The sequence below is a fragment of the Streptomyces alkaliterrae genome (assembly GCF_007097205.2).
In the GTDB taxonomy this organism is placed as follows: Bacteria; Actinomycetota; Actinomycetes; order Streptomycetales; family Streptomycetaceae; genus Streptomyces; species Streptomyces alkaliterrae.
On record NZ_VJYK02000021.1, the window covers coordinates 1 to 23,382 of the forward strand.

Below are 23,382 nucleotides of genomic sequence, written 5' to 3' on the forward strand. Positions count from 1 at the left end.
GGGCGGCGGCTCGTACGGCTGCTCGTTCGGCGGAGCGCACAACCGGCGGCACTCACCCGTACGGGGGGTGCTGGCCCCGCCGGACCCCCACGCCCGGGCGGGCGCTGGGACGCTGCTTGGCATGGAGTCAGCGCAGCGCACGGTTCTTCGCCCGCAGGTGCCGCCGCAGGTCCCCGTCAGCACCGAGGCGTCGACCCACCCTTCGCCCTGGCCGTCCCGGCTGACGGCGCGGCTGCGGACGGCCGGGCCGGTGCGGGCGGCACCCGTCGACGGTGTGGCGGTGTTCCACCGGCTGTATCTCTCGGCGGCCACCGGCTTCGGTGGCGGGCCGGAGCCCGACCGGCCGCCGGGCACCGACGATCTGGCGGTGCGGCTGGCCGACCGCTATCTGGGGGCCCTGGCGGCGGCGCAGGCCGGGCTGCGCCCGCCGGCGTGCTGGCGGCCGCTGTTCCGGCTGCGGCACCACCCGGGGGTGCGGCCGTCCCAGTTCGCGCTCGCCGGGGTGAGCGCGCATCTGGCACACGATCTTCCCCTGGCGCTGCTGGAGGCCGCGACGGCGCGCGGCGTGGGCCCGGAGGCCCTGGAGGCCGATCTGGACGGCCTGGCCGGCCTGTTGGAAGGCCTGGAGGAGGCGGTCGGCGAGCGGGTGAGGGCCGAACTCTCCAGCGTCGCCGACCCGTTGGCGTACCTGGTGGGGGGTCGCAGCGCGGCCAGGGCGCGGGAGGCCGCGTGGTCGGCGTTCCGGATGCTGTGGCGGCTGGGCGAGGCGCCGGCGCTTCCGGGTGAGTTCACGGCCAGGCTCGGCGCCGAGGCGCAGTCGGCGGCCCGGCTCCTGCTCACGCCGCTGCGCCCGCCGACGGCCGCCGCCCCCCGCCCGGAAAAGGGCGAGGGGCGGCGGCACGGCGGAGGCTGAAAGACGGGCCCAGTCCTCCGGTCAGTCCTTCGACCGGTCTCCGGTCAGTCCTCCGGCAGCTCGACGGGCGCGAGCTCGTCGTAGCGGTCGCCGGGGCCCGGGTTGCTCGGGTCGGTGGTGCCGCCGAACTGGTGCATCACGCCCCAGACCGCGTTGAGCGCGGTCTGCACGGCGCCCTCGGCCCAGCCGGCGGTCCAGGAGATGTCGTCGCCTGCCAGGTACAGGCCGCGCTTGTCGGCGGGCAGCCGGTCCTGCATGAAGTGCGTGAACAGGCGCCGCTGGTAGCGGTAGTGGCCCGGCAGGTTGGCCTTGAACGCGCCCATGAAGTAGGGCTCGTTCTCCCAGGACACGGTGAGCGGGTTGCCGATGATGTGGCTGCGGATGTCGACCTTGGGGTAGATCTCGCCGAGCGACTTGAGCATGACCTCCATGCGCTCGTTGGCGTCAAGCGGCAGCCACTTGAGGCTGTCGTCGCACCAGGTGTACGACAGGCAGATCACGGCGGGCTTGTCGGGGCCGTTGTCCAGCAGGTAGGTGCCGCGGGTCATGCGGTCGGTGAGCGTCATGCTCATCACGTCACGCCCGGTCTCCTCGTCGGTGTCCAGCCAGAACGGCCGGTCGACGGGGACGAACAGCTTCGAGGACTCCATGTAGTGGGTGCGCTCGACGGCGGTCCAGTGGTCGATCGGGAGCAGCGCGTCGTCGCACTCGATCTTCGACAGCAGCATCCAGGACTGCGCGGTGAACACCGCGGCCTTGTAGGTGCGGATGTCGCCGTCGGCGTCGGTGACCGTGATGCGGTTGCCTGCGGTGCGGCTGAGGCGGGTCACGGCCGGGCGGTGCCCGCCGTCGTGCAGCGAGCGCAGCGAGGTGCCCAGCGGCCAGTGGACGATCTTGGCCGGTTCCCGCTCCCACAACCGCTCGGGGAGCTGCTGGCTGCCGCCGACGATGCCGCGGTGGTCGTCGTCCGCGCCGGTGTAGACGACGCGCAGGATCTCCAGGATGGAGTTGGGGAAGTCGGTGTCCCAGCCGCCGGTGCCGAAGCCGACCTGGCCGAAGATCTCCCGGTGGCGGAAGGAGGAGAACGCCTTGGAGTCGCAGAGGAAGCCGTAGAAGGTCTGGTTGTCCAGCTTCTCCACCAGCGGCGCCCACAGTTCGCGGATGCGGGCGACGTCGCGCTCGCGGATGGCGCGCTGCATGTCGGAGAAGTCGGCGCCCTCCTCCAGGCAGGCGTTCCACGCCTCCATCACCTGGTGGTAGACCTCGGGCAGGTCGTCCAGGGTGCGGGCGTAGTGGCTCTCGCCCTTGAGGTCGACGACCGTGGAGGGCGTGTCGGGCGACAGCGGGTTGGGGAACGGCTTGGTCTCCAGCCCCACGAGGTCGACGTAGTGCTGGAAGGCGGTGGAGGACGGCGGGAAGCGCATGGCTCCCATCTCCGCGTTCAGTCCCTCGCCGTCGGCGCCGCAGCCCTCGAAGTCGGAGGTGCGCAGCCGGCCGCCGATCTTGTCGGCCTCGTAGACGACGGGCTTGAGGCCCATCTTCATCAGCTCGTAGGCGGTGATGATGCCGGACAGACCGCCGCCGATGACGGCGACCTCGGTGCCGTGCTCGGTCGCCGGGACGGAACCGATGCCGGCCGGGTGGCCGAGGAAGTCGTCGTAGGGGAAGGGGAAGTCCGGGCCGAACATCGTGATGGGCGGCTGCGGAGAGGGGCTCTCGGCGTGCTCGTCATGGACGGCGGCGGGCACGTTCGCGGTCATCGGCGCGGTACTCCTTGGCGGTGCACGGGGTGGAACAGGTCGGTGCGGAGGTCGGTGAGGTAGGTGTTCTCGGCGCGGGACGCGGCCAGCAGGCCGGTGTCCACGTCGGCGAGGACCAGGTCCTCACCTGTGCCCGCCCGGGCGCGGACGGTGCCGTCCGGGGCGGCGAGGCAGCTCAGTCCGGCGAAGGTGAGGTCGTCCTCGGCGCCCTGCCGGTTGGCGTAGGCGACGTAGAGCTGGCTCTCCCAGGCGCGGGTGGGGATGAGCGTCCGCGGTACGAACTCGTAGGGGCGCATCAACGCGGTCGGCACCAGCAGCAGCTCGGTGCCGGCCAGCGCGTGGGCGCGGACGGTCTCGGGGAACTCCACGTCGTAGCAGACCAGCAGGCCCAGCCGGACGCCGTCGAGTTCCGCCTGGACGACCGGCTCGTCGCCGGGGGTGAAGGCGGTGTTCTCGAAGGTGCCGAAGAGGTGGGTCTTGCGGTAGTTCGCGAGCGGCTTGCCGGCCGGGTCGATCAGCCGGGCGGAGTTGTACACCGCCTCGCCGTCGCGCTCCGGGTAGCCGTAGACGATCGCGAGGTCGTGGCGCGCGGCGATCTCGCCGACGGCCTCGGCGGCGGGGCCTTCGGCCTCCTCGGCCAGTTCGGCGGTGGCCGGGCCCAGGGCGTAGCCCGTCAGGGACAGCTCCGGCGTCACCAGCAGCCGCGCGCCGGCCTCGGCGGCGCGCGCGGCGGCGCTCTCCAGTGCCGCCAGCGCCTCGGCCCGTGGCAGGGGCGCGCCGCTGGGGCCTTGGGACAGCGCGATGCGCAGCTGCGTCATGACACCTTCCGACCTGGGAATTCGCACGTTCGGGGGACATATCGAAGGTACGGCCGGGGCGAGTGGGGCGACAAGACGCGCTTCTTGCGCATCCAGGTGCGATCTGTTGCGTCTGAGGCCGCCCGATCGGCGATTTGTTGCACACGCGTGGGGCGGCCGCGTCCTTCCACGGTCTTGCTGGAGTACCGCGGCGGTAGGACGACCGACCAACCTGGCGGCCGATGCCGGGCGCACGGGGACGGAGCGAGTCTGTTCGCGGGCGTCCGACCGGTCGCCCGGCAAGGCGAAACGGAGGGAACCCGTATGTCCGTCCTACCACAGCCCCGTCGTGCGGTCGGTATCGCGCTGGGCACGCTCGCGCTGTCGGCGACACTGGTCGCGCCGGCGCTGGCCGGCGACACCGCCGAACGCCGGACGACCGACCGGGTCGAGGCGGCGAGCGACCCCGAGCCCCGACTGCGCGGCACCGCCAAGCTGCACCGCCCCGAAGGGCACGTCATCCACTTCACCTTCGACGGCAGGGGCGGCGGCATGGACACCCGTGGCACGTTCCGGTTCAGCCACTATGCCGGCGACGAGGGCGCGTACGCCGTGGGCAGACTGGACTGCATGATCTCCGGCGGTGGGGTGACCACCGCCTCCGGTGTGATCACCCGAAGCGACCTCAAGGGCGCCAAGGGCAAGCGGGTGGGCTTCTCCGTCACCGACGACGGGACCCGTCTGGGCTACAGCTGGGCGATGACGGGCAGCCCGGCGGCCACGAAGGACCTGCCGCCCTGCGCGGCGTCGGCCCCCTTCGAGCGGGTCGAGTCCGGCGGGTTCGAGGTCGTGCCGTGGGATCCCTGGCAGCAGTAGCCGGGCGGTACTACGCGGGGGTGTCCGGCGTGGTCGCCGTGTAGCGGCGCAGCAGGGGGGAGAGCACCAGGACGGACTTGGTGCGCTCCACGAACGGCTCGCCCGCGATCCGCTCCAGCACCCGCTCGAAGTGCCGCATGTCGGAGGCGAAGATCTGGACGAGGGCGTCCGCGTCGCCGGTGACGGTCGACGCGGACGCCACCTCGGGATACCGCGACAGCGCGTGCCGGATATCCCGAGGCGAGGTGTTGTGGCGGCAGAACATCTCGACGTAGCCCTCGGTCTCCCAGCCGAGCGCGGCCGGGTCCACCCGCACGGTGAAGCCGGTGATCGCGCCCTCGGCACGGAGCCGGTCGACGCGGCGCTTGACGGCCGGGGCGGAGAGCCCGACCTGGGCGCCGATGTCGGCGTAGGACCTCCTGGCGTCCTCGGCCAGGGCCTGGACGATGCGCTCGTCGAGTTCGTTCAGTCGCACTGCGGGTCGTTCACTTCTCTGGGTCGTGCGGTGTGCTGGCGCCGGCGTCGGCGTCGGCCAGCCGGGAGCGACGCTGCCCGTAGAGGAAGTAGAACACGAGCCCGGCGGCCATCCAGCCACCGAAGACGATCCAGGTGATCACGGGCAGGCTGGTCATCATCCACAGGCACATCGCCAGGCCGATGGCCGGGACGAGCGGCGCCAGCGGCACTCGGAAGCCGCGCGGCATGTCGGGCCGGGTGCGGCGCAGCACGATCACTGCGACGTTCACGAGGGCGAAGGCGAAGAGCGTGCCGATGGAGGTGGCGTCCGCGAGCTGACCGAGCGGCACGGCGGCGGCGAGGGTGCCGCAGAAGGCGGCGACCAGCACGGTGTTGGCGCGCGGGGTGCCGGTGCGCGGGTTCACCTTGGAGAACACCTTGGGCACCAGGCCGTCGCGGGACATCGCAAAAAGGATGCGGGTCTGGCCGTAGAGCACCGCGAGCACCACGCTGGCGATCGCGATCACCGCGCCGGCGGCCAGGATCACCGCCCAGAAGCCGTGCCCGGTCACGTCGCGCAGCACACCGGCCAGCGCGGCCTCGGAGCCCTCGAAGTCCTGCCACGGCGTGGCGCCCACCGCGACGGCGGCGACGGCGACGTAGAGCACCGTGACGATCAGCAGCGAGAGCATGATCGCGCGCGGCAGGTCGCGCTGCGGGTTCTTGGCCTCCTCGCCGGCCGTGGAGGCGGCGTCGAAGCCGATGTAGGAGAAGAACAGCGAGGCGCCGGCGGCGCTGACGCCGGCCAGGCCGAGCGGCAGGAAGGGGTCGTAGTTCCCGGCCTTCACGCCGGTGAACGCCACCGCGCAGAACAGCAGCAGCGAGGCGACCTTGACGACGACCATGATCGTGTTGACCCGGGCGGACTCCCGGGCGCCGCCGAGCAGGAAGGCCATCGCCAGCAGCACGACCAGCAGCGCCGGCAGGTTGAACAGCCCGCCCTCACCCGGCGGCGCGGACAGCACGGCCGGGATGGTGACGCCGATCGTGCCGTCGAGCAGTTCGTTCAGGTACTCGCCCCAGCCGACGGCCACCGCCGCCACCGAGACGCCGTACTCCAGCATCAGGCACAGACCGCACACCCAGGCGACCAGCTCGCCGAGCGTGGCGTATGCGTAGGAGTACGACGAGCCGGAGGCGGGGATCGTACCGGCCAGCTCGGCGTAGGACAGCGCGGAGAACAGCGCCGTCAGACCGGCTATGACAAAGGAGATCGTGACCGCGGGGCCGGCCTTGGGGACGGCCTCGCCGAGCACCACGAAGATGCCGGTGCCCAGCGTGGCACCGATGCTGATCATGGTGAGCTGCCACATGGTCAGCGTGCGGCGGAGCTGGTTGCCGTCGCTGCCCCGGCCCGCCTCGGCGACGAGCTGCTCCACCGGTTTGCGGCGCATGAGCCGCTGCAAGGGCGTGGGGGCCGGAGGGCGGGGTGGCGCGGCTGTCACGGTGGACTGCGGCACGGGGGCTCCTTGCTGTTCTTCAGGGGAACGGCGGGTGCGCGCGGCGGCCGCGTCCGGGCACGCCGAAGGTGCCGGACGTCCGGTGGGGGATGACCGCCGAGCAGGCGGTCACCGCCATCTCGTACAGCGCCAGACTCTATGAGCCCGCGGCTCGGACGCGAAATGCGCATACCTTGCGCAACCGCGTCGATGTGTTGCGTGAAATCGCCGAGGACGCAAGATCGCGTACGTCGGGTGTTCGGATCGCGATATTCGCCTCCGCAGACGGCAAACGGCCCGTGGCCACCGCATCGGTGACCACGGGCCGTTCCGCCTACCTCGTCGCCGGGTTCCGGGCCGTCAGCTCCAGCTGGCGTGCAGCGGCTTGCCCTCGGCGTAGCCGGCGGCGCTCTGCACGCCGACGACGGACTTCTCCGCGAACTCCTCCAGGGAGCCCGCTCCGGCGTAGGTGCAGGAGGAGCGCACGCCGGCGATGATCGAGTCGATCAGGTCCTCGACGCCCGGACGGGTCGGGTCGAGGAACATCCGGGAGGTGGAGATGCCTTCCTCGAACAGCGCCTTGCGGGCCCGGTCGTAGGCGGACTCCTCGGAGGTGCGGTTGCGCACCGCGCGGGCGGAGGCCATGCCGAAGGACTCCTTGTACAGCCGGCCGTCGGCGGACTGCTGGAGGTCGCCGGGCGACTCGTGGGTGCCCGCGAACCAGGAGCCGACCATCACGTTCGACGCACCGGCGGCCAGCGCCATCGCCACGTCCCGCGGGTGTCGGACGCCGCCGTCGGCCCAGACGTGCTTGCCGTGGCGGCGGGCCTCGGCGGCGCACTCCAGCACGGCGGAGAACTGCGGGCGGCCCACGCCGGTCATCATGCGGGTGGTGCACATCGCGCCCGGGCCGACACCGACCTTGACGATGTCGGCGCCCGCCTGGATCAGGTCGCGCACGCCCTCGGCGGCGACGACGTTGCCGGCGACGACCGGGACCTGCGGGTCGAGCGAGCGGACCGCCTTCAGGGCGTCGATCATGCCTTCCTGGTGGCCGTGCGCGGTGTCCACGACCAGCGTGTCGACCCCGGCCTCCAGCAGCGCCTTGGCGCGCCCCGCCACGTCACCGTTGATGCCGACGGCCGCGGCGACGCGCAGCCGTCCCTCGTTGTCGGTGGCCGGGGTGTAGAGGGTGGCGCGCAGGGCGCCCTTGCGGGTGAGGATGCCGGCGAGCTTCCCGTCGGCGTCGACGGCCGGGGCGAGCTTGCGGTGCGCGGCGTCCAGCCGGTTGAACGCCTCGCGCGGGTCGATGTCGGCGTCCAGCAGCAGGAGTTCGGTGGACATCACCTCGCGCAGCTGGGTGAAGCGGTCCACGCCGGTCAGGTCGCTCTCGGTGACCACGCCGACCGGTCGGCCGTCCTCGACGACCACACCGGCGCCGTGGGCGCGCTTGGGCAGCAGGGACAGCGCGTCGGCGACCGTGCCGCCGGGGGCGAGCACGATCGGGGTGTCCAGCACCAGGTGGCGCTGCTTGACCCAGGACACGACGTCGGCGACCACCGGCAGCGGGATGTCCTGCGGGATCACGACCAGACCGCCGCGCCGGGCGACCGTCTCGGCCATGCGGCGGCCGGCGATGGCGGTCATGTTGGCCACGACGAGGGGGATGGTGGTTCCCGTGCCGTCCGGAGTGGAGAGGTCCACGGACTGGCGGGAACCGACCGAGGAGCGGGACGGCACCATGAAGACGTCGTCGTACGTCAGGTCGTAGGGGGGCCGCTGGTCGTTGAGAAATCGCACGTGCTGTACATCCCAGTCGATCGGAGGACGCCCACGGGTGGCTCACCCGGGGCAAAACGCACGTACTTCATTCTCCCACGGCACGCCCCCCACACACCCCGGGACAAACCACCAGACGCCCCGTGGGCGTTTTGTGCGAACATACGACGAGCAGGTCCGGTGCCGCGTGGCCGGGTCCGTCCGCCGTCCACGGCGGTAGCGTGCGCCCATGAGCGATCTTGATCTTCGTCCCGACGCGCGGGTCTGCGGCGGCCGCGCCGAGGTCGCCGCCGCCCCCGTGCACGAGCTGCTGCGGGGTCGGCCGGTCCCGCTGGGCGAGTCCACCGAGGTGCGCCGGCTGCTGCCGAACCTCGGCCGCCGCATGGTCGGCGCCTGGTGCTTCATCGACCACTACGGTCCCGACGACATCGCCGACGAGCCGGGTATGCAGGTGCCGCCGCATCCGCACACCGGGCTGCAGACGGTCAGCTGGCTCCACCAGGGCCAGGTGCTGCACCGCGACAGCCTCGGCAGCCTCCAGACCGTCCGCCCCTACGAGCTGGGGCTGATGACCGCGGGCCGGGCGATCGCGCACTCCGAGGAGTCGCCCCGCGACCACGACCGCTATCTGCACGGCGCCCAGCTGTGGGTGGCGCTCCCCGACGCCCACCGGCACACCGACCCGGCCTTCGAGCACCACCACGAGCTGCCGCTGGTCACCGGCGGCGGGCTGCGCGCCACGGTGATACTCGGCGAGCTGGACGGCGCCCGCTCCCCCGGCACCACCTACTCCCCGCTGGTCGGCGCCGACGTGACGCTGCCTGGCGGCACCTCCGCCCGGCTGCCACTGGAACGCGACTTCGAGTACGCGGCGCTCGGCATGAGCGGCGCGCCGGTCGTGGACGGCGTGCCGGTCGAGGCCGGCTCGATGCTCTACCTCGGCTGCGGCCGCGGCGAACTCCCGCTGCGCGCCGACGCCGACAGCTCCCTGATGCTGCTCGGCGGCGAGCCCTTCGAGGAGAAGATCGTCATGTGGTGGAACTTCGTCGGCCGGTCCACCGACGACATCGCCCACGCTCGCGCCGACTGGCAGGCCGGCCACCGCTTCGGCGAGGTCCACGGCTATGCCGGTACCCGCCTGCCCGCCCCGGACCTCCCGGCGACCCCGCTCAAACCCCGCGGCCGCACCCGCTGAAACCGTCCCACGGCCTCCGCCCGGTGAGCGCTGTCACCCCGCCTGGTGGGCACGGTCGGTCTCGGACCGGCGGTTGTGCCGCCGCTCGAGGAAGAGGTCGGTGAAGACCGCGACCTTCGCCCGCAGGGCCCAGGGGTCGAACGGCTTGCCGATGTAGTCGACGGCGCCGGCCGCGTAACCGCGCGCGCTGTGTTCCGCGTTGGCGCTCATCGCGGTGAGGAAGATGATCGGGATGTCGCGGGTGCGGCGTCGGCGCTTGATGTGGGCGGCGGTCTCGTAGCCGTCCATCTCCGGCATCTGGACGTCCAGCAGGATGACGGCGAAGTCGTCGTGGTCCAGGAGGGCTTTGAGGGCTGCCCGGCCGGAGGAGGCGACCACCAGTTCCTGGTCGAGGTTGGCAAGCACCGCGGTCAGCGCGAGGATGTTCGGCTGCTGGTCGTCCACGATGAGGATCCTGGGCAGGGCCTTCCGGAGGCCGGCGGGCGGCGCGGCCAAGGAGGAGCTCGGGTTCGCCGCGTTCCGCTCGACGATCTCCAGTTGGCGTTCCAGGAGCGCGCAGCGGGCCTCCGCCTCCTCACGGCATTGCTGGGCGTCGGCGAGGTCGGCGGTGAGCTGGGCGACCTCCGCGGTGAGTCGGTCGCGTTCCCGGCGCAGTCTCCGGGCGTCGCCCCACTCGGCTTCGAGGCGGTCGGCGCGCACGCGTTCGGCGGCCCACTCCCCTTCCAACTGGCTGAGGCGTACCTCCAGATCAGCGATCCGGTGGCTGCGGTCCAGCAGCGCTTCCTCGAGTACGTCGCCTCGGGCGGTGGAGCGCCGTGAGGTGCGGTCGGCGTCGGCGAGCTGCTGGGCGAGGAGTTCCGCGGCGTGCCGGGGCGATCCGCCGGCGCCCACCGCGCTGTTGTGCAGTCCCCGCAGGTGCTCGATGAGCTCCGGGGTGACCGGGCGACCACTGTGTTCGGCGAGGTCGGTGAGGAGATCCATGACAACTTCCCAGGGAGGGACTCGGTTGCCGTTGAGGTAGCGGGAGAGCGCACCGGGATCACGGCGGCGGCGGGCGGCGTAGCGGCGGACGGAGATGCCGAGGCCGTCGAACAGGTTCCGCAGGGCGGTGGCGAGGGCCTGACTCTCGGGTGGCAGGTCGTCCGCCAGCGGGCGCAGCTCAGCCACGGTCCGCCTCCGGGGACTCGGCGGCGATCAGCCGGTGAAGGGCCGGTACCGCGCCGCCGAAGGCCACACCCGCGGCCAGCACGGCCTGGGCGCCGCTGCCTCCGGCGAGGAGGGTGAGTATGGCGGTGGTCGCGGCGGTGATGCTGCCGAGGGTGAGGATGACAGCGGTGCGCAGCGTCATCAGCGGGCCGTTCACGGCGAGCGCCTCCCGGGAGATCGGGACCGGCACCGTGCCGGTCCGCAGCCCAGCATGCCGACGGCCGCACGTGTTGCGTGGCCCGTTGCGGGAGATGCCGGGCTGTTGCTCCAGCGGCGCGGCGGCGTCGCCGCAGGCACGTTCGCCGGCACGCCGTGGTGTTGCCGGAACGGCCGGCAACGGCTTGCCTGCACCCACCTCCTCACATTCACCCGTTCGGCGGTTGCATATCGGGGGTGGAGTCGCTGTAGCGAGGCCCGCGGCGCACTCTGGCGGTGTCCGGGCCCGGTCATGCCGGTCCCGGTGCCAGGGGGAGGCCGACCTAGCTCCCGGGAGCCGAAAAATGCCCTCGCTTTCAGTGGCCCGCCTCGCGCCACTCACCGGTGTTGTCGCGGTGGCCCTCACAGTGGTCATGTTCATCGTGGTCGGCGAGCCGCCGGACGTCCGCGACAAGTCGTCGTCCGAGATCGTCGAGTTCTGGGACAACAACAAGCACATCGCCGGCGCCGTCATGCTCACGCTGGCCGGCGCGTTCTTCGTCTGGTTCGGCGGCAGCCTGCGGACGGCGCTGTGGCAGGCCGAGAGGCCGCCCGGTCGGGTGAGCACGATCTGCTTCGCCGGCTTTGTGCTGTTCGGCCTCAGCTTCGCGCTCTTCGGCGGCGTCGAGATCGCCGCCGCCGAGACCGCCGGGGACGTACCGCCGGAGGTCACGCACACACTCGCGACCTTGGACATGTACCTGTTCATGCCCGCGGTGCTCGGGCAGTTCCTGGCGATGGCCGCCGCGGCGGTGGTGATCCTCCGGCACGGCGGGCTGCCGCGCTGGCTGGGCTACGTCAGCATCGTGATCGCGATCGTGCTGATGACGCCCGTCGGGTTCTTCGGCTTCGTCGCGGTGGGGGTGTGGGTCCTCATCGTCTCCGTGCTGCTCTTCCTCCGGGAGGACGCGACCGCGCCCGAAAGGTGACCCGGGCGCGCTGCCCGAACGGGCGGCAGGGGCGAGCGGTCGGACCGCTCCCCCGGTCCGCTCGGGCAGCGGGCGCCGCCCTTGTTCCGGCCCCTGCGGCCATGGTGTGCGACCACGTCGTCGCGGTGCCATGGAGGGACCGGACTACGGGAGGCGTGGCGACACATGTGGGAACAAGGCGGTCGGGCCGAGGAGACGGGCCCGCTCACGGCGGCGGTCGCCGACGGCGAGCCGTGGGTGCGGCAGGCGCTCGTCGCGCGCTGGGGAACCTCCTGGGCGGGGGCGTCGATCCGGCCGTTGACCGCCGGAGGTGACGCACCGCTCACCCACACGGCCGGCCTGTGGCTGGTGGCCCGCGACCGGCGGGAGTACGTGCTGAAGGTCGGCGTCACCGACGAGGCCGACCGGGAGGACGCCTTCCACTGCGTCAAGGCGGACGTGCTGGCGCACTGCCGGGAGGTCGGTGTGCCGGTCGCCACGCCGGTTCCCGCGTTGAGCGGAGGGCTGCCGGTCCGTCATGAGGGGCGGATCTGCGAGCTGACGCCCCGCTACCGCGGCCGGGTCGGCGACCTGGCGGACCGGCGGTGGGCGCGGGCGGCGGTGCGCGGCGGACTGCTGCTGCGGGCCGCCCTGGACCGGCTGCCCGCCGCCACGGTCGAGGCGTTACGCCCGATGAGGCCGCCGGCGCTGGTCGAGGAGGAGCACTGGCCGACCGCGCTGGCGGACGCCCAGCGGCGGCTCCTCCCGCTGGCCGAGGCACGCGGGGACTCCTGGGGCCGCGCGGTGGTCGACGCGCTGCGGCCGGCGGTCGAGGCGGGCGGTCTGCTGCGTGACCCCGTGTTCGGGCCCTCCGCGCCCGGCTCGCGTGAGGGCGTGGTCCACGGCGACCTGCACGCCCACCACTTCGTGCTGGACGAGCCCGACGGCCGCCCACCGGAAGTGGTCGCCGTTCTGGACTTCGACAATCTGCAGGTCGCCGACCGCCTGCTGGACCTGGCGTGGCTCGCGGACTGCGCGGGACGCGTGAGCGACACGGCCGAGCGGCGTCGGGCTGTGACCGACTTCCGGACGCGGGCGCGGCAGGCGGGGCTGCTCACGCCGAGCGAGGAGCGGCGTCTGATGCCGCTGCTGATGGCCCACTCCCTGCCCGTCGTCGTCGACATCGCCAAGGACGTTCTCGACCGGAACCTGCTCGACCCGCTGTGGCTGCGGTACCTCGACGTGCTGAGCCCGTCCCGCCGACTGGCCGTGCACGCGCTGCTGACCGACCGGTGACCACTGAACCGGACGCGGGCGCCGCTTCTCCGGCGCCCGCCCGCCGGACCTGTCCCACGACCCCGTCGCCGTCCTACGTCAGCGACCCAGGCGGCGCCGTACCGACCCTCAACTCTTGGAGCCCACGTGCCCGTTTCCCCTGACCGTCCCGTCGCCGGCCGATGGCCGGCGGACCTCTCGGCCTACTGCTTCGAGGTCCCGCACTCCGATTCCTCCCTGCTGTTCGAGTCCGCGAAGGGCGTGCGGCTACGGGACGCCGGGGGGCGGGAATTCCTCGACGGCATGTCAGGCGTCTTCGTGACGTGCTTCGGTTACGACTGCGAGCCCATCGCACAGGCCGTCAGCGAGCAGGTGCGGACCCTGCCGTTCAATCCGCCGCTGCACGGCACCAACCGGCCGGCCCTGGAGCTCGCCGGGCGCCTGGTCGACCTGGCTCCGGCGGAGATCACCACCGCCAAGCTGGTCAACGGCGGTTCGGAGGCCATCGAGGCGGCGATCCGGATCGCCCGGCTCTACCACAGGACACACGGCGACCCGGGAAAGGTGAAGGTCCTCAGCCACTACCACGGCTATCACGGCTCGACCTTCGGGTCGCTCTCGCTCACCGGCCGCCCGGACGTCGGGCGTTTTGGCCCCGGCCTGCCCGGCGTCGTGCACTTCTGGCCGCCGGACTGCCTGGAGTCGTTCACCGGGGTGTCGTACGAGGAGTCCGGCCGGCTCGCCGCCGCGCTCGCCGAACGCGCCATCGAGGCCGAGGGTCCGGACACGGTCGCGGCCCTGGTCGTGGAGCCGGTCATCCACCTGCGGGGCATGGCCGTTCCGCCGGACGACTACCTCCGCGAGCTGCGCGCGGTGTGCGACCGGCACAACGTACTGCTGGTCTTCGACGAGATCGTGACCGGTTTCGGCCGGACCGGGCAGGCGTTCGCCGCGCAGACCTTCGGCGTCACGCCCGACCTGATGTGCGTCGGCAAGGGCATCTCCGGGGGCTACGCCCCGCTCGCGGCGGTGCTGACGGCCCGGCACGTGGCCGCGATACTCGGCGAGGACGGGGGACCGTACGCGTTCGCGCCCTCCCACACCTACGCCGCGAACCCGATGGCCTCGGCCGCCGGCCTGGCCGCGGTGACGCTGTTCGGCGAGCAGGACTATCCGGGTGTCGTCCGCGGGCTGGCGGCGAGCCTCGAACCGCGGCTGCGCTCCCTGGTGGGCTCCCGGGGCGCCGTACGCGCGCTCGGCCTGCTGTACGGGGTCACCCTGCACGGCGACGGGCCCGGGCCCGTCGGAGAGCGCGTCGCCCGCGCGTGCCTGGACCGCGGCCTGATCATCCGCGGGCAGGACGACTGGATCGTGCTGGCACCCGCGTTCACCACCACGGAGGCCGACCTGGCCGAGTCGCTGCAGATCCTCGGCGACGCGCTCGACGAGGTACTGGGGGGCGGGCGATGAGTACGCTGCGCACACTCGTCCACGACGAGGCGACCGCCGCGCTGCCCCGGCTGACCCCGGCGGAGGCCGCCGTCGTGCGGCGCGAGCTGGCCGAGCTGGCCGCCGGGGAGCTCGGCGGTGAGCTCTTCGAGCAGATGCGGAAGCTCGCGGCGGCCGTGCCCGGGCGGCTCTACGACGACAGCGCGCACGTGCTGCTGCGGATGCACGAGATCGCCGGTTCGGGGAACCTGCAGAGCAACCTCTCGTCCCTGTCCACGGTGCGGGCCTGCTTCGACCTCGGCCTGGTCGGCGGTGACACGCCGCCGGCGGAGCTGGTCGTGGGGCGCGGCCACATCGCGCCGGCGTTCTACGCCGAGCACTACGTGCGGGGCGCGTTCCCCTTCGCCCCGCTGACGACGCTGCACCGGGGCGGGCTGACCGGCGTGGTCCACCGCGACCTCGGGTTCGGGAACACCATGCGGTACAGCCTGGGCGTGGGTGTCCACCAGGCCGTGGGGCTGGCGTGGGAGCTGCGGCGCCGCGGCGACGGCCGCAAGGTGGTCTGTCTGGCCGGTGACGGTGAACTCCAGGAAGGGTCGGCGTTCGAGGCGCTGCGTTTCGCCCACGAGGCCGACCTCGACAACCTCGTGCTGGTGGTGGACGCCAACGGCAAGGGCATCGAGCCGCTGGCCAAGCCGGTGAGCCGGGACTATCTCGCCGCTTATCTGGGCCGGGTCGCCGAGACCGACGGTACGGACGACGACGCGGTACGGGACTCGTTGGAGAGCCTGTTGGCCGCGCCCGGCCGCGCGGCGCTGGTGTGCCGCACGCTGAAGGGCGCGCACAGTTTCCGTCCCCCGAGCGCGGCCGGCGCCACCGGGCGTCCCTCGTTCTCCCAGACGACGGGCCCGCTGCTGGCCGACAGGTTGCGGCGGACAAAACGTCAGGCGGCGGTGTTCACCGCCGACATGGCGGCCCGCTTCGGCTTCAAGGACCACCTCCCCTACGTGAACACCGGGCTGGCCGAGACCCTGAGCGTCGGCCTCACCCTCTCGCTGCCCGACCCGACGCTTAAAGTCGTGGCCACGGACGGCATGTACTACATGGACTCGCTGAGCATGCTCACCGAGGCCACCACCGGCGCCCGCAACCTGCTTGTCCTGGCGGGAAAGAGCCACGGCCAGTGGGGCGGCGCGCACAACGCGGTCAACCTGCTGGGCGGGCTGCTCAACACCCGGGTGTACGAGCCGGTGACGGCGGCGGAGTTCCAGGCGTGTCTGGACCGGCTCGACCGGGAGCCCGGGACGGCGCACGTGGTCAGCGCGGTCGACGCCAAGTTCGAGCCGCCGCTGACGGACTGCTCGGACGACCTGGACGGCGCGGTGTGGGTCACTCCCCCGGCCCCCGGGTGGTCCGGCACCGCCGTGGTGACCTTCGGGTACGCGGGTGTCCTGGTCTCCGAGGCGAACGCCGACCTCGGTGTGCCGCATCTGCACTGCGCCGCGCTGGAGCCCCGGCTCCCGCCTGAAACGGTGGCGTTGCTGGCGGGTGTCGAACGGCTGCTGACGGTCGAGTACAACGGTGTCCAGGGCGGCTTCGGCGAACGGCTGCGTTCCCGCCATCTGCTGGACGCCGAGGTCCACGGCATCCGCACCGACATCCTCACCTGCGCGCACGCCCAGCAGCTGCGCCGGCACGGCATGGCGCCCGACCAGCTCCGCGCCCTCCTCGGCGCGGCGCCTGGGGCGTCGGAGGACGAGGAGGTGCGCGGTGCGGCTGCATCTGCATGACTACCGGTCGCCGCGCGCCTCGGGCATCGTCGACGGCGCGGTGCTGATGCACCGGGAGGTCGCCGAGTTGCTCGCCCGCCGGGCGCCTGTCTCCTGGCACGACCTCACCCGACGCGGCGCAGCCGGACCGTCGACCGGGGCCGGCCCCGGTGACGTGGTGTACGCCGGGTCGGGGCCGTACGCCTACCTCTACCACCTGTGGCGGGAGCGGACGGGCGGCGACTTCCGGATCGTGCGGGAAGCGCACACCGCGCTGTGGTCGGGGTACTGGGCCCAGGAGGAGCTGTGCGCGCCGCTGGTCCGGCCGGGTGATCTCGCCCTGTTCCCCACCGAGTACACCCGACGGCTGTTCGACCTCCGGTTCCCCTCGGTGGCGCGTGGCGGGTCGGCGGTGGCGTACCCGATGCTGGACCGGCTACCCTCCCGTCCGCCGGTGCGACGACCGCGCCGCGGCGAGCCGCTGCGGCTGGGCTATCTGGGAGCGCTGTCGCTGGCGAAGAACTTCGACCAGGTGCTCTCCGTCTTCGCCCGCTGCCACCGGGAGTCCGGCGGCCGGGTCACGCTCAGCTACGCGGGGAAGGCCAACGATCCGCGCTGGGCGCCGGACCGGGTCTCCTCGGACCTGCGGGCGCGGGGCGTGCCGCCGGCGGCGGTCAGGGCGCTGGGCGTGCTCCCGCAGAGTCGGCTGGGCGAGTTCTTCGCCGGCGTGGACGTGCTGGTGTTCCCCAGCACCGCCTCGCGCGAGACGCTCGGCCGGGTGGTGCTGGAAGCGCTGGCACACGGTGTGCCGGTGCTCGCCGCCGACGTCGGCCCGGCCGTGGAACTCCTCCCCGCCGACAACCTCGTGCCCACCTCCCTGGACCAGCGGCGGACGTTTGCCATGGACCGGGTGGAGCCCCTTGGCAGGGTCGACGAGGACGCGCTCGTGGCCAGACTGCTGGACCGTGCGTTCGCGTCGGCGCTGCTGCCCGCCACGGCTCCGTACCGGGACGACTCCTTCCTCGCGGCCCTCGCCGGCGAACCGGTGCCCTGGAAGGGCGTGAGCGACCGGATCCTGCCCGGTGCCGTCCGGGTGGACCGGCGTCCGGGGTTCGACGCGGACGCCGCGCTGGCCGGGGCCGCCGAACTCTTCGAGCGCTACTTCGTACGACGCGACGACGCCGCGCTGCTCGAAGCCGTCGACCGGCTTCCGGAGACCGGGGACAACCGCGAGCGGCTGCGGCGGATCGTCGAGCAGCCCGACCGCGACCTCGCCGACTACCGCGCCTTCCCCCGACTGCTCGACGCGCTCGTGCTGCCGCCGCTGGGCTACACGCTCGAGCCGCCGCGCCCGGAACCCCCAGGCGCGGCGCCGACCACAGGCGGCCGACTCGCCGCGACCACCGGAGAGGACTTCTCAGCAGTATGACAACCGCATTCGTGACAGCAGGCGCGGCGGGCTCACCGGCCGCGACGAAAGACCAGGTCGCCGTGGTGATCGGCGGGGGACGGGGCATCGGTGCCGCCGTCGTCGAGGCTCTTGCGACCGGCGGCCGGCGCGTGGTGGTGGCCGACACCGACCACCTGCCGTCCGAGTACAACCACTACCGCTCCCACGACGTCGGCGGCCACACCGAGGCGCGGGCACTGGCCGAACGGCTCACCGACTCGGGGCTCGACGTCACCGCCGAGGCCGCCGACGCCGGCGACGAGCGTGCGGTGGCGCGGCTCTACGACCGGATATCGGCCGAGTACGGCCGGCTGGACGTGGTGGTGAACGCCTTCGGCGTCACGCATGTGCGGCCGGTGGAGGAGATGGAACTCGCCGAGTTCCGCCATGTGGTCCAGGGGAACCTCGACGGGGTCTTCCTCTCCTCCCGGCACGCGCTGCCGCTGCTGCGCGCCACCGGCGGCGGAGCGATCGTCAACTTCTCCTCGGTGTCGGGGCGCAGCGGATTCGCGAAGGTCGCGCACTACTGCGCCGCGAAGTTCGGGGTGGTGGGGTTCACCGCCGCGCTCGCCCAGGAGGTCGCCCGGGACGGCATCCGGGTCAACGCGGTCTGTCCCGGCATCGTCCGCAGCAACATGTGGCGCTACCTGCTGGAGGAGTTCACGCGCCCCGGGGAGAGCGAGGACGAGTGCTGGGAGCGGATGCGCGGGATGATCCCGCAGCGCGAGTTCCAGACCGCGGAGGACATCGCCCAGCTTGTGGTGTTCCTGGCCGAGGCCAGGAGGGTCACCGGCCAGGCCGTCAGCGTCGACGGAGGAATGACCGCGCCGTGACCAGCTCCGACAGCACGACCTCCGCTCCCCCTCCTCCGGCCGGTCCGGAGCCCTTCGATCTGCGGGACACCTGGCGTTGGTCCGGCGAGCCGGCCGCCTGCTCGCTGACCGGCGGTTCACTGGAGATCACCGCGCCCGGGCACAGCGACCTCTACTCGCTGCCCGGCAGCCACGAAGTCGCGAACCTCCCGCTGCTCCAGCGGGCCGTGGACGGCGACTTCACGGCCTGGACCCGGGTCACCGTGCGCCGGGGATCGTCGTTCGCCGACGCGGGCGGCCTCGCCCTCCACGGCGCCGAGCACTGGCTCAAGGTGTGCGTCGAACGCGGCCGGGACGGCGGATGGTCGATCGTGACGGTGGTGTCCGCGCCGCACTCCGACGAGGCGGCGGGCCCGGCGCTGGTCACCCCGGCGGCGGATCTGCTGATCACCCGTCAGGGCAGGCGGTGCGCGGTGCGGGTCCGAGCCGACGCCACCGAACCGTGGCGGGTGGTGCGGACCTTCCACGGGCCGCCCGAGACCCGGCTCCGGCTGGGGCTGTTCGCGCAGGCCCCGTTCTCGGAGTCGGCCTCCGCGACGTTCGAGCCGGTGCGGCTGGCGGCCACCGCGTTGGCCGACCGCCGGTGAGCGCGAACGCCCGCGCCGCCACCCTGCCGGTGGTCGCCGGCTGTCTGGCACTGTCGCTGCTGCTGGGCGCGGCCACCGCCGTGCCCGGTGCGGCGCTGCCGATACTTCGGGCCTCCCACGGCCTGGCCGAGGGGGCGGGCACGGAGGTGGTGCCGCTGTACAACGTGGGCGCGTTGGCGGCCATCGTCGTCTGCGGTCTGGCCCGCCGGCGGCCGGGCGCGGGAGCGTCACGGCTGCTGCTGGCCGGGTTCGCGCTGGGGGCGGCGGGCATGGCGCTGGCGCCCACCTGGCCGGTCCTCCTGGTCGGCGCGCTGGTCGCCGGTGTCGGGTTCGGCGGGCTTGTCCTCGTGCTCAACACGGCCCTGTGCCGGCTGCCCGGTCGGCGTCCCACCGTGATGCTCGGGCTGCTGCACGCCGCGTTCGGGGCGGGCGCGGTGACGGGGCCGCTCACCGCCGGGGCGGTGGACGGCGTCACGGTGCCCCTGCTGGTCGTCGCGGGCGGGTCGTTGCTGACAGCGCGATCGCTGTCCCGGGTGTGCGGCGTGCCGAGCCGAACCGGCGCGGTACGCCGTTCCCCGGGCGGCGAGTCGGACCGACCGCTGCTGCTGGTCCTCGCCGCGCTGGCCTTCTGCTACGCCGGGATGGAGGCCGGGATCGGCGCGCTGATGTCAACCCACCTGGAGGCGCTGGGCCGGAGCACGCAGGGCGCGGCCCAGCTCACCGCGCTGTTCTGGGGAGGTCTGACGGCGGGCCGCCTGGTACTCCCGGTGGTGACACGCGGGCTCCCCGAACCGGCGGTGGTGGTCGGCTCGTTGGTCGGGGCCGCCCTGGCGCTTGTGCTCACCTTCTCCGCCGGGCCGGCGCCCGTCGGCTATCTCTGCGCCGGGCTGGCCATGTCGGCCGTGTTCCCGCTGGTGATGGCCGCCGCCGACCGGCTCTCGGACGGAGCCGCCAGCGGTCCGGGCGCGCTGCTGCTGGTGGCCAACCTGGTCGGGAGCGCCGCCGTGCCACCGCTGCTGGCCTTCGCCACCGAGCCAGCCCGGCCCTCGTCCTTCCCCTCCGCCCTGCTTGTCCTGACCCTGCTGGCCGCGACGGCGGCGCTCGCCGCCGCACGACGGGTGTCCCGGCTCGCCGCCGCACGACCCGCTCCCCGAACCCCTCAGAAACCGACAGAAGGCAGCTTTCGACATGACCTCTCCACAGCCGTTGACCGATCTGATGTGGGCGCACTGGAAGACCCGCACCCTGCTCGCCGCGATTGAACTGGGCCTGTTCGCGGAGCTGGTGAAGGGGCCGCTCACCGTGCCGGAGGTCCGGGACCGGCTCGGCCTGCACCCGCGCCCCGTGACCGACTTCCTCGACGCGCTGGTGGCGCTCGGGCTGCTGCGCCGCCACCATGACCGGTACGAGAACGCGCCCGAGGCGGCGGAGTACCTCGACCCGGGCCGGCCGGAAACCTATCTCGGTGACAGCTTCATCACCCAGTGCGCGGGCATGGGCGACGATCTCACGTCGGTGCTGCGTACCGGAGAGGCGCTGCGGGGCGCCCGGGACGGCCGGGACTTCTACGCCGCCGTGTACCACGACGAGGCGTCCGTGCGGGCGTTCCAACGGGACATGACCGCCCTCAGCATGGGTTCGGCGCGGGCCATAGCCGAGAAGTTCCCGTGGCACGAGCACCGCTCGCTGGTGGACGTGGGCTGCGCGGAGGGCGCGCTGGCGGGTCGGGTGCTGCTGCGGCACCCGCACCTGAACGCGGTCGGGTTCGACCTGCCCGCCGCGCGGGCCGGCTTCGAGTCGTACACCTCGCAGCTCGGTGTCGCCGACCGGACCCGCTTCGCCGCCGGGGACTTCTTCGAGGACGAACTGCCCGCCGCCGACGTCCTCGTGTTCGGCCACATCCTGCACAACTGGTCCGAGCCCCGACGGATCGAGCTGCTGAGGAAGGCCCACGCGGCGCTTCCGCCCGGCGGTCGGGTACTGGTCTACGAGACGCTCATCGACGACGAGCGCCGCCGCAACGCCGTCGGCATGATCCTCAGCCTGATCATGCACGTGGAGGTGCCCGGCGGCTCCGACTACACCGGTGCGGAGTGCGAACGCTGGCTGCGTCTCGCGGGGTTCGACAAGATCCACGTCGAGCATCTGGACGGCCCGGAGTCGATGGTCGTCGGCGTGAAGAGCGCCGCGTGACAGCGGTGGTCGCCCCTCCGGCACCGCCCCCGCCGGACCGCGGGGGCGCGTCCGACCTGGTGATGTTCTGGAACCTCTTCGAGGCCGGGATCGACCGGGTCTCCGGTGACGACAGGCGCTGGCAGGCACAGGTCGAGGTGGTCCGCCGGCAGCGCCCCCGGGTGCTGATGACCACCGAGGGATGGGGCTGGCATCTGGACGAGCGGGCGTTCTTCGAGGAGGCCAGGAGCGCCTTCGACATGGACGGCGAGCTGTTCGTCGCCAAGACCGGCTGCCACCAGGCGGTCTTCTGGCAGCGCGACGTGCGCGCCGTCGAGTTCGAGCACGTCCCCCACGCGCTGGCCGACTGGCACGGCCACGGCGCCGCCGTCCTGCGACTGCCCGGCTGGAGCACACCGTTGCGCTTCGTGGTGGCCCATCTGGACCCGTTCAGTCCGGCGACCCGGCGGGTGGAGGCCGACCGGCTGCGGCGCTACGCCGATCTCCGCGGGTATCCGACGGTGTTGGCGATGGACGCCAACACCGTGCCGCCCGGCGACCGGGAGCCCGATCTGTCGCTGGTTCCCCGGCACCGGCGGGAGGACCACCTGATGCCCGGCGGCCGCACCGTGGACCGGATGCCGCTGCACCGGCTCACCGGGGAGGAGGACGACCCCCTGTTCGTCGACGCGGGCGCCCACCTGGGTGACCGGCGGCCCACCTTCGGCTTCCATCCACCGGCCGAGGCGCCACGGCGGATCGACGTCTTCCTGCTGACCGTCGACCTTCTCGACCTGCTGGACTCCTACCGGGTGGTCACCGACCCCCGGCTGGAACCGGACGGCGACCGCCTCGCGGCGTCCGACCACCGTCCGATCACGATCGGCCTGCGACGCCGATGACAGTTCGACCAACCGACCAAGAAAGCAACGTCATGATTCCCGAGCGGCTGAGGTCCGCGATGGCCTCGGGTGAGCCCTACCCCGGCTTCGACCCGGCGTTCCTGCCCCAACGGCAGCGGTGTATGGAACTGCTCGACCGGTTCAACAGCACCGCGCTCCCCGACTTCTCGGCGCGCGAGAAGATCCTGCGGGATCTGCTCGGCGCGGTCGGGTCGGGCGGCTGGGTGATGCCCCGGTTCCTCTGCGAGTTCGGCTCCCAGATCCAGCTCGGCGACCGCGTCCGGATCAACTTCGACACGATGCTGCTCGACTGCGCGCCCATCGTCGTCGGCGACGACGCGATGATCGGCCCGGGCTGCCGGCTCTTCACCGGCGACCACGACCTGGACCCGGTGCGTCGCCGCGAGGGATGGGAGCGCGCCGGGCCCATCACCCTCGGCGCGGACGTCTGGCTCGGCGGCGGCACCACCGTGCTGCCCGGCGTCACCGTCGGGGCCGGCACGGTCGTCGGCGCGGGCAGCGTGGTCACCAAGGACCTGCCCGCCGGCGTGCTGGCCGTCGGCAATCCGGCACGGATCGTGAGGGAGTTGTGAGTCACCCCATGGCCGCCGCACCGCTCCCTCCGCTGCCACCGGATCTCCGGGCCGTCGTCTTCGACCACGACGGTGTCCTCGTCGACTCCGTCCGAGGCGACCTGCTCGCCTGCTCGGCGCTCTTTCGCGAGTTCGGGGCGCGGCTGCCGGGCGACCTGTGGGCGACGGAGGTGTGCGGCAGGCCCGACGGCTATCCCGGACTCTTCCGGCGGCTGCGCGCCGCCACCGGTACCGAGGTCGACGACGCGGAACTGTGGCGCCGTCTGGAGGCCCACTGGGAGCGGTACCTCACCGCGCGGCACGTGGTCCTGCGGCCGGGGGTGCGGGAACTGCTCGGCGCTCTCCGGGCGGCCGGGTACCCGCTGGCAGTGGCGTCCGCGGCCGACGCGGAGTGGGTGGGCCGCTGGCTCGGCCACTACGACCTGGCCCGGTTCTTCGACGTGGTGGTGACCGGTGAGCAGGTGGCCCGGCGCAAACCCGACCCGGAGGTCTACCTGGAGGCGGCGAGCCGACTGGGCGTGCCGCCCGAGCGGTGCGCGGTGTTCGAGGACTCGGTGACCGGGGTCGCCGCCGCCCGGGCCGCCGGAATGACGGTGCTCGCGGTCCCCACCGAGGCCACCCGGGTCTGCGACTACTCCGCCGCCCATCACCTGCTGCCCGATCTGCGGGCCGTGGAGCCGTCCTGGTTCCCGCTCGTCCGCCCGGCCGCGACCGAGAGGAGCCTGTGAC

Annotated in this window: 22 protein-coding genes; 15 read left to right on the forward strand and 7 right to left on the reverse strand. The window is 72.9% G+C overall.

Annotated features, from left to right (window positions below; all coding sequences use genetic code 11):
* Positions 1-913: DUF5995 family protein (locus tag FNX44_RS03605; RefSeq protein ID WP_228449619.1), on the forward strand; the 913-nt coding region annotated here is incomplete at its 5' end.
* Between the two features lie 44 nt (positions 914-957).
* Here the strand turns inward: FNX44_RS03605 and FNX44_RS03610 are convergent.
* Positions 958-2,673: a flavin monoamine oxidase family protein gene (locus FNX44_RS03610; protein ID WP_143646459.1), complete on the reverse strand. Its 1,716-nt coding sequence runs from the start codon at positions 2,671-2,673 to the stop codon at positions 958-960.
* Positions 2,670-3,491: a carbon-nitrogen hydrolase family protein gene (locus FNX44_RS03615; protein ID WP_143646460.1), complete on the reverse strand. Its 822-nt coding sequence runs from the start codon at positions 3,489-3,491 to the stop codon at positions 2,670-2,672. The genes FNX44_RS03610 and FNX44_RS03615 overlap by 4 nt, the downstream gene beginning before the upstream one ends.
* Before the next feature lie 303 nt (positions 3,492-3,794).
* Here FNX44_RS03615 and FNX44_RS03620 point away from each other — a divergent pair, with 303 nt between their 5' ends.
* Positions 3,795-4,346: a hypothetical protein gene (locus tag FNX44_RS03620; protein ID WP_143646461.1), complete on the forward strand. Its 552-nt coding sequence runs from the start codon at positions 3,795-3,797 to the stop codon at positions 4,344-4,346.
* Positions 4,347-4,356: 10 nt separating this feature from the next.
* On the opposite strand, the gene FNX44_RS03625 is transcribed toward FNX44_RS03620, so the two are convergent.
* From FNX44_RS03625 to FNX44_RS03635, 3 genes are all read right to left on the reverse strand, one after another.
* On the reverse strand, positions 4,357-4,821 hold the full coding sequence (locus FNX44_RS03625) for an Lrp/AsnC family transcriptional regulator (RefSeq protein ID WP_143646462.1): 465 nt from the start codon (positions 4,819-4,821) through the stop codon (positions 4,357-4,359).
* Positions 4,822-4,831: 10 nt separating this feature from the next.
* Complete coding sequence (locus FNX44_RS03630) at positions 4,832-6,256, reverse strand: amino acid permease (protein ID WP_143646479.1); 1,425 nt, start codon at positions 6,254-6,256, stop codon at positions 4,832-4,834.
* A 405-nt stretch (positions 6,257-6,661) separates the two neighbouring features.
* Positions 6,662-8,101 carry a GuaB1 family IMP dehydrogenase-related protein gene (locus FNX44_RS03635; RefSeq protein WP_143646463.1) on the reverse strand — a complete coding sequence of 480 codons (1,440 nt, stop codon included), beginning with the start codon at positions 8,099-8,101 and terminating at the stop codon, positions 6,662-6,664.
* 208 nt (positions 8,102-8,309) lie between these two features.
* Here FNX44_RS03635 and FNX44_RS03640 point away from each other — a divergent pair, with 208 nt between their 5' ends.
* Complete coding sequence (locus FNX44_RS03640; protein ID WP_143646464.1) at positions 8,310-9,275, forward strand: pirin family protein; 966 nt, start codon at positions 8,310-8,312, stop codon at positions 9,273-9,275.
* A gap of 33 nt (positions 9,276-9,308) precedes the next feature.
* On the opposite strand, the gene FNX44_RS03645 is transcribed toward FNX44_RS03640, so the two are convergent.
* Both FNX44_RS03645 and FNX44_RS28745 read right to left on the reverse strand, forming a co-directional pair.
* Complete coding sequence (locus tag FNX44_RS03645; RefSeq protein ID WP_143646465.1) at positions 9,309-10,442, reverse strand: response regulator; 1,134 nt, start codon at positions 10,440-10,442, stop codon at positions 9,309-9,311.
* Positions 10,435-10,836 carry a hypothetical protein gene (locus FNX44_RS28745; protein WP_228449620.1) on the reverse strand — a complete coding sequence of 134 codons (402 nt, stop codon included), beginning with the start codon at positions 10,834-10,836 and terminating at the stop codon, positions 10,435-10,437. The genes FNX44_RS03645 and FNX44_RS28745 overlap by 8 nt, the downstream gene beginning before the upstream one ends.
* Positions 10,837-10,981: 145 nt before the next feature.
* Between FNX44_RS28745 and FNX44_RS03655 the strand changes: the two genes are divergently transcribed.
* The 12 genes from FNX44_RS03655 (at position 10,982) to FNX44_RS03710 (ending at position 23,381) form a co-directional block, all read left to right on the forward strand.
* The gene (locus tag FNX44_RS03655) at positions 10,982-11,605 is read left to right on the forward strand and encodes a hypothetical protein (RefSeq protein WP_143646466.1); all 624 of its coding nucleotides are present in this window, start codon (positions 10,982-10,984) and stop codon (positions 11,603-11,605) included.
* Between the two features lie 165 nt (positions 11,606-11,770).
* Positions 11,771-12,880, forward strand: a complete 1,110-nt coding sequence (locus tag FNX44_RS03660; RefSeq protein WP_143646467.1) for a phosphotransferase enzyme family protein — start codon at positions 11,771-11,773, stop codon at positions 12,878-12,880.
* A gap of 126 nt (positions 12,881-13,006) precedes the next feature.
* A complete protein-coding gene (locus FNX44_RS03665) occupies positions 13,007-14,329 on the forward strand; it encodes an aminotransferase family protein (RefSeq protein WP_143646468.1) in 1,323 nt (440 codons plus the stop codon).
* Positions 14,326-16,098 (forward strand): 1-deoxy-D-xylulose-5-phosphate synthase N-terminal domain-containing protein, encoded by a 1,773-nt coding sequence (locus FNX44_RS03670; protein WP_143646469.1) that lies wholly within the window; start codon positions 14,326-14,328, stop codon positions 16,096-16,098. Before FNX44_RS03665 ends, FNX44_RS03670 begins: the two co-directional genes overlap by 4 nt.
* A complete protein-coding gene (locus tag FNX44_RS03675; RefSeq protein ID WP_143646470.1) occupies positions 16,079-17,506 on the forward strand; it encodes a glycosyltransferase in 1,428 nt (475 codons plus the stop codon). Before FNX44_RS03670 ends, FNX44_RS03675 begins: the two co-directional genes overlap by 20 nt.
* Positions 17,503-18,360: an SDR family NAD(P)-dependent oxidoreductase gene (locus tag FNX44_RS03680; protein WP_143646471.1), complete on the forward strand. Its 858-nt coding sequence runs from the start codon at positions 17,503-17,505 to the stop codon at positions 18,358-18,360. The genes FNX44_RS03675 and FNX44_RS03680 overlap by 4 nt, the downstream gene beginning before the upstream one ends.
* Positions 18,357-18,986: a DUF1349 domain-containing protein gene (locus FNX44_RS03685; RefSeq protein WP_143646472.1), complete on the forward strand. Its 630-nt coding sequence runs from the start codon at positions 18,357-18,359 to the stop codon at positions 18,984-18,986. Before FNX44_RS03680 ends, FNX44_RS03685 begins: the two co-directional genes overlap by 4 nt.
* A complete protein-coding gene (locus FNX44_RS03690; RefSeq protein WP_143646473.1) occupies positions 18,983-20,248 on the forward strand; it encodes an MFS transporter in 1,266 nt (421 codons plus the stop codon). Before FNX44_RS03685 ends, FNX44_RS03690 begins: the two co-directional genes overlap by 4 nt.
* A complete protein-coding gene (locus tag FNX44_RS03695) occupies positions 20,175-21,179 on the forward strand; it encodes a methyltransferase (protein WP_143646474.1) in 1,005 nt (334 codons plus the stop codon). The genes FNX44_RS03690 and FNX44_RS03695 overlap by 74 nt, the downstream gene beginning before the upstream one ends.
* Positions 21,176-22,060 carry an endonuclease/exonuclease/phosphatase family protein gene (locus FNX44_RS03700; RefSeq protein ID WP_323369045.1) on the forward strand — a complete coding sequence of 295 codons (885 nt, stop codon included), beginning with the start codon at positions 21,176-21,178 and terminating at the stop codon, positions 22,058-22,060. The genes FNX44_RS03695 and FNX44_RS03700 overlap by 4 nt, the downstream gene beginning before the upstream one ends.
* Positions 22,061-22,092: 32 nt before the next feature.
* Complete coding sequence (locus tag FNX44_RS03705; RefSeq protein ID WP_228449621.1) at positions 22,093-22,653, forward strand: sugar O-acetyltransferase; 561 nt, start codon at positions 22,093-22,095, stop codon at positions 22,651-22,653.
* An 8-nt stretch (positions 22,654-22,661) separates the two neighbouring features.
* Positions 22,662-23,381 carry an HAD family hydrolase gene (locus tag FNX44_RS03710; protein ID WP_143646475.1) on the forward strand — a complete coding sequence of 240 codons (720 nt, stop codon included), beginning with the start codon at positions 22,662-22,664 and terminating at the stop codon, positions 23,379-23,381.
* Position 23,382 lies beyond the last annotated feature (1 nt).

What these genes read in the sequence shown, in the direction of transcription:
- FNX44_RS03705 (WP_228449621.1), top strand. Translation starts at nt 22,093, where the DNA reads ATGATTCCCGAGCGGCTGAGGTCCGCGATGGCCTCGGGTGAGCCCTAC.
- FNX44_RS03655 (WP_143646466.1), top strand. Translation starts at nt 10,982, where the DNA reads ATGCCCTCGCTTTCAGTGGCCCGCCTCGCGCCACTCACCGGTGTTGTC.
- FNX44_RS03710 (WP_143646475.1), top strand. Translation starts at nt 22,662, where the DNA reads ATGGCCGCCGCACCGCTCCCTCCGCTGCCACCGGATCTCCGGGCCGTC.
- FNX44_RS03630 (WP_143646479.1), bottom strand. Translation starts at nt 6,256, where the DNA reads ATGCGCCGCAAACCGGTGGAGCAGCTCGTCGCCGAGGCGGGCCGGGGC.
- FNX44_RS03660 (WP_143646467.1), top strand. Translation starts at nt 11,771, where the DNA reads ATGTGGGAACAAGGCGGTCGGGCCGAGGAGACGGGCCCGCTCACGGCG.
- FNX44_RS03620 (WP_143646461.1), top strand. Translation starts at nt 3,795, where the DNA reads ATGTCCGTCCTACCACAGCCCCGTCGTGCGGTCGGTATCGCGCTGGGC.
- FNX44_RS03615 (WP_143646460.1), bottom strand. Translation starts at nt 3,491, where the DNA reads ATGACGCAGCTGCGCATCGCGCTGTCCCAAGGCCCCAGCGGCGCGCCC.
- FNX44_RS03640 (WP_143646464.1), top strand. Translation starts at nt 8,310, where the DNA reads ATGAGCGATCTTGATCTTCGTCCCGACGCGCGGGTCTGCGGCGGCCGC.
- FNX44_RS03680 (WP_143646471.1), top strand. Translation starts at nt 17,503, where the DNA reads ATGACAACCGCATTCGTGACAGCAGGCGCGGCGGGCTCACCGGCCGCG.
- FNX44_RS03670 (WP_143646469.1), top strand. Translation starts at nt 14,326, where the DNA reads ATGAGTACGCTGCGCACACTCGTCCACGACGAGGCGACCGCCGCGCTG.
- FNX44_RS03695 (WP_143646474.1), top strand. Translation starts at nt 20,175, where the DNA reads ATGACCTCTCCACAGCCGTTGACCGATCTGATGTGGGCGCACTGGAAG.
- FNX44_RS03610 (WP_143646459.1), bottom strand. Translation starts at nt 2,673, where the DNA reads ATGACCGCGAACGTGCCCGCCGCCGTCCATGACGAGCACGCCGAGAGC.